The following is a 5,005-nucleotide window of genomic DNA, read 5'->3' on the forward strand; positions in this document are numbered from 1 at the left end:
CTGCAAAGCCTGGAAGTAGCCATGGCTGAAAATCTGGAAAAAGCTGCCTACCATGAAAAAATGGCAGCTGAACAATCGCTCCATCCTGTATCAGCTTCTGCTGGCAAGACAGGCAATACCGGAAGTTAAACTGACGCACGTCTTTCCAATAAAGTCCTGGAAAAACCCACTTCGGTGGGTTTTTTTTCGTCTGTTATATCTCAGTGGGTCTGAATCATTATTGCCAGTTTACAAGTTTTGTTGCAACATAAAGTTTACCTAAAATTCATGTCCAGAAATTCATGACTAGGAGTAACCATGCTCGGAGTACTCGATATCATCATAGCGGTTTTCTTGATTTATGCGCTGTTTTCAAGCCTGGTCAGCGGCATTAATGAGTTGATTGTACAAATGCTTGCGATGCGCGGCCGTGTTTTATTTGAAGGGATTGCGATCATGCTGGGCGAACTGCCTAAAGAAACAGGCCTCACCGTCAAAAGATGGTACAAAAATTCGGCGCGCAAACTCGGTTTTGTCGATAAGCAAAAAGCGCATCTGACCAGTAAGCTTTATCAGCATCCGCTAATCGACACTCTGTCTCCGCCGGGCAGCGCAAAGCCATCCTATATACCGCCGGCAATTTTTTCAACAGCGCTGGTGCAGGTGTTGACCAATGATAATGCTTCTCTGGACACAGTTCGCCAATCGCTGGCGGATCGCAGCAAACCGTTGAACAGATTACTGGGGCCAATGTTCGACGAAGCCAGCGGCGATCTGGAAAAATTTAAAGTCAAAATTGAAAATCACTATAACGCAGTGATGGACAGAGTTGGTGGATGGTATAAGCGCCGGTCCCAATTCATGATATTTGTCATCGCATTTGTATTGGCACTTGGTTTTAATGTTGACTCAGTTTATATCGTGCAGCAAATGCAAAAAAATCCTGAGCAGATCGAAAAGCTGGTAGAAATCGCCGCAACGTATTCGGATCAATCTAATGAAAACAGCGAAAACTCGAATGGCACAAACGACGCACAGAAAACATCCACCCCTGAGTCCATACTAGCGGAAATCAGGAAATTGAAAGTAGAAGCAAACGATTTCAGAAATCTTGGGTTGCCGGTAGGCTGGTACATTTTCCAACCTGCCACTGTTGAGCAAACTGTCGCAGAGCAGCAAACAGAAAAGCAGACCCGGATATTGGAATTTTCCTTGTTGCCGGGTCAGGACAACAAGCTGCTGATCATGATTGGGTGGCTGATTACTGCGCTGGCCGCTACCCTTGGAGCGCCATTCTGGTTCGACGCAATTTCTAAATTGTTTACAGTACGCGGCACCGGAAAAAAACCGGAATGAACAACAAATTTTGTCGTTGCCGCTAAATATTCTTTGTTTTAGACACAGGTCCTTTTCAGGACAAATCCGGTTAATTTGACGGTATACGCACCATCCAGTACATTGTTGTGGAAAAATCGGAGAAAAACCCTCAACGTAACTTGAGGAGGAGTCGCATGCGAAAGTCTATACAATCGAACTGCTTTACTGTTATGGCAGTATCATTTATTGTGACCTGCTTGGTTGGCTGGAACCTTGGCATGGCCAATCCGATGGGCAAAGCGGAATTTCAGTTTGACCGTCCGGGCGGCGATTATCACAAATTCAAGGCAAACAGTTTTGGCCAGTGCGCCGCCTCTTGCGCAACCAGCGCCAAATGCCGGGCTTATACCTATGTCAACCAGACAGACATGTGCTGACTCAAAAACTCAGTACTCAAGCGCAAAGCTAACAACTGCTGTGTTTCTGGCACTAAAATCATGGGTGAGAAGGAAATAGGTTTTGACCGGCCGGGCTCGGATATTAAGCCCGGATTCGATGTCAATATGTATTCTTCGGAATGTGAAAATGCATGCTGCATTTCAGCGATCAAATTAACCGGGCCGCCACTACGAATAAATCGCCAAGACATACCGATACGATCAACCCGGTAACCATTGATACATATTGCATTCGGTTTAATCGAACACTTGCTATACTGTTCCCAGCAGTCTGTCGCACGCAAAAATCTTATTTAAAAGAGTGCAATTTTCTACAGCACTTCTTTCGGCCGGGACAGGCTGTCAAGCATGCAGTGTTTCTCCGAAATATTCCGCCATTGACTTTCCAGGACAATCTTTGCAACTGCACAGGTTGTCATCAGTTTGCCGTCGGTTCGCGGTTTTGCCTGCTTACATAACACCTGCAGCAGTAAATCCAGTCCCGGATTATGGCCAATCAGCAGCACTGACTTTTCCTGCTCGGGTAATGCGCGGACGATATCCAATAACGTTTCCAGGCTGGCTGCGTAAATCCGGTTGTCAAAATAAACATCCTTGGCCTGTATATCAAGCGCGCGGAAAAAAATTAGTGCCGTCTGATACGCCCGCAGCGCGGGCGAACTGACAATTGACATCGGTTTATTGGCCTGCTTTGCCAGCCAGGCAGCCATTTTTGGCGCATCAGCAATACCGCGTCTTGAAAGTGGGCGTTCAAAATCGCTTGCGGCTTCTTTTTTCCAATCGGATTTTGCGTGGCGCAATAAATATAACAAATGTGACACAACGATCGACCTCGGCGAACGTACAAATTTCAGGCTGCAACAATCATAACGATCAGGTTAAGGTGATTTTGATTTCTTTCCAGAGCGCCCGATAGGCTTTTGCCGCCTGGCTGCTTCCCGCAAATACGGGCACTGGCTGACGGTATACCCCCATTCGCTCAATATCACTTGCATATGGAATGCTGGTATTTAATACCCGGACATACTGCGGCGGGTTTTTGACAATCTGTTTATGCAGCTTTTTGCGGCTGTCTGTCATAGAGAAAAAGGCGATAATTTTTGCATGATCAATGTCCAGCTTTTTGCAAAAATCAATAATCTGGTCCAACGTCCGCAAAGACAGTATTGTCGGGATGGTCGGCACGATGACAACATTGGCCGCGATCAGTGTATTCTCCGACACCAGTGAAATACCGGGCGGACAGTCCAGAAAGACGAAATCATATTCGCCAGCCAGTGGTTTAAGCAGTTTCTGTATGCGGGTATCCGATTTTTTAGTTTCATCCAGTTGAAGATCAAGGTTGCGGTAGGAAAAATCGGCAGGTATCAGGTCAAGATTGCTGTAATCAGTACCTTTAATCACGTCCTCGAGTACCTTCTTGCCGGTGAGCAGGCCCTTGCTGCCTTTTTTTACCTTGGGCTTGATCCGGAAATAGAAACTGGCGGCAGCTTGCGGATCCAGGTCCCAAACCAAAGTGCGGGTGCCTTCATACGCCGCGAGATAAGCCAGATTGACCGCAGCCGCGGTTTTTCCGATTCCACCTTTAACATTGTAGCACGCAACTATTTTCATCCTGAGACACCTTCGAATTGTTGAGCACGCAGCGCTTTGACAAATGCAGATTTTTTTTGGGCTGGGTGAATGACTCAAAGCGGCGGCCGAATTCAGCGCACAATACCAGATCAGGCGTTTGGCCAGTGGCCGCGAGCACCGCGTCCAGCAGCGGTCCGCACACCTGCGGCAATTTCAATTGTTCGGTGACAAGTTGCAGGACCAGCTTATACACTTTAGCATAGCCTCTGACTGGACATATAATCAGACGACCGGCAGGCAGTATGTTGTCAGAAGGCTTCTGTATTTTATACTGTTCCACCTGCAACAGCGCCAGTGTTTTGCACTCTTCATTCAAAATAAGCAGCTGTCTGCGTTTGACGTTTAATACTGCAACCGCCATTAACGCTCTTACTCCCAAAATATCGTCGAGTAATTGTACCTAATCAGAGTATGCGCTATAAAACGCACTGTTCACTCTGAGAAGTTCTCCAACTGAAAAGGAAAAATCAAATGTCGACAACCCAATCAAAACCGGCAGAAAAAAAACTGCAACGCATTCTACGCACACCCGATCAACATTGGGTTGGTGATGGTTTTCCAGTACGGACATTGTTTAGCTATCCGGCGCTTGGTGCCACTATCAGCCCTTTTCTGCTGTTCGATTATGCTGGACCAAAAGAATTTCCATCGACCTCCAAACGCCTGGGTGTCGGCGAACATCCCCATCGTGGTTTTGAAACTGCCACCATTGTTTATAGCGGTGAGGTGGAACATCGCGACAGTTCTGGTGGTGGCGGTAAGATTGGTCCCGGCGACGTACAATGGATGACCGCGGCCTCAGGTATTGTCCATGAAGAATTTCACGGCAGGGAATTTGCGCAGCGAGGAGGATTGTTTGAGATGGTACAACTATGGGTTAATTTGCCATCCAAAGACAAAATGTCACCCCCCCGTTATCAGAGTATTTTAAATGAACAAATCCCTGTCGCGACGTTGCCTGGCAATCAAGGCAGTATTCGCATCATTGCAGGTGAATTTGACGGATTAACGGGACCGGCACAAACCTTCACGCCGATGCATATCTGGGATATGCGTCTGGACAGTGAACAGCCCATTAGCCTTACATTGCCTGAAGGCTACACTACCTTACTGGCAGTGCTCAAGGGCAGTGTGGAAGTGGATGGTTCCGAGACCATTGGTACGGCGGAAGTGGCTGTGTTTAGTCCGATAGGGGATCATATTTGTATCGATCGCGCACATAACGCAACCGTATTGCTGCTTTGCGGCGAACCGATTAACGAGCCGATTGTTGGTAGTGGCCCATTTGTCATGAACTCGAAGGATGAAATTAACCAGGCGATGGCGGACTATCGAAGCGGTAAAATGGGGAATCTATCTGCTTGAATGTCTATTGACATGCAACTCGAGACTATAGATGCTGATATTTGTTAACGAAGTTTTTTAAAATCAAAGTAAAGGGAAACAGCATGACGCACATCAATCCTGAAGAAACCACCATGCTGTTAATCGATCACCAGAGCAGTCTATTTCAATTGGTTACCTGATTAGTTACTTTCCTCAGGGAGTACTATAGAATAATGAGAATATAACAATTTCAGAGGAAAAGACAATGGCAATGAATAAGATTCAGTTTC

Annotated in this window: 6 protein-coding genes; 3 read left to right on the plus strand and 3 right to left on the minus strand. The window is 46.6% G+C overall.

What is annotated here, in order from left to right; translation table 11 throughout:
• The first annotated feature begins 297 nt into the window (after window positions 1-297).
• Both BMY60_RS14575 and BMY60_RS14580 read left to right on the plus strand, forming a co-directional pair.
• Window positions 298-1,335 carry a hypothetical protein gene (locus tag BMY60_RS14575; RefSeq protein ID WP_090334610.1) on the plus strand — a complete coding sequence of 346 codons (1,038 nt, stop codon included), beginning with the start codon at window positions 298-300 and terminating at the stop codon, window positions 1,333-1,335.
• Between the two features lie 155 nt (window positions 1,336-1,490).
• Window positions 1,491-1,733: a PAN domain-containing protein gene (locus tag BMY60_RS14580; RefSeq protein ID WP_090334611.1), complete on the plus strand. Its 243-nt coding sequence runs from the start codon at window positions 1,491-1,493 to the stop codon at window positions 1,731-1,733.
• A gap of 332 nt (window positions 1,734-2,065) precedes the next feature.
• On the opposite strand, the gene BMY60_RS14585 is transcribed toward BMY60_RS14580, so the two are convergent.
• From BMY60_RS14585 to BMY60_RS14595, 3 genes are read right to left on the minus strand one after another with little or no spacing between them, the layout of a single operon-like run.
• Entirely contained in the window at window positions 2,066-2,575 is a 510-nt protein-coding gene (locus BMY60_RS14585; RefSeq protein WP_177166698.1) for a SixA phosphatase family protein, read from the minus strand.
• Between the two features lie 52 nt (window positions 2,576-2,627).
• Complete coding sequence (locus BMY60_RS14590; protein WP_090334614.1) at window positions 2,628-3,368, minus strand: ParA family protein; 741 nt, start codon at window positions 3,366-3,368, stop codon at window positions 2,628-2,630.
• Window positions 3,340-3,750 carry a hypothetical protein gene (locus BMY60_RS14595; protein WP_090334616.1) on the minus strand — a complete coding sequence of 137 codons (411 nt, stop codon included), beginning with the start codon at window positions 3,748-3,750 and terminating at the stop codon, window positions 3,340-3,342. Before BMY60_RS14595 ends, BMY60_RS14590 begins: the two co-directional genes overlap by 29 nt.
• A 110-nt stretch (window positions 3,751-3,860) precedes the next feature.
• Here BMY60_RS14595 and BMY60_RS14600 point away from each other — a divergent pair, with 110 nt between their 5' ends.
• The gene (locus BMY60_RS14600; protein WP_090334618.1) at window positions 3,861-4,754 is read left to right on the plus strand and encodes a pirin family protein; all 894 of its coding nucleotides are present in this window, start codon (window positions 3,861-3,863) and stop codon (window positions 4,752-4,754) included.
• The last annotated feature ends 251 nt before the right edge of the window (window positions 4,755-5,005 follow it).

The sequence above is a fragment of the Nitrosomonas sp. Nm51 genome (assembly GCF_900111165.1).
In the GTDB taxonomy this organism is placed as follows: Bacteria; Pseudomonadota; Gammaproteobacteria; order Burkholderiales; family Nitrosomonadaceae; genus Nitrosomonas.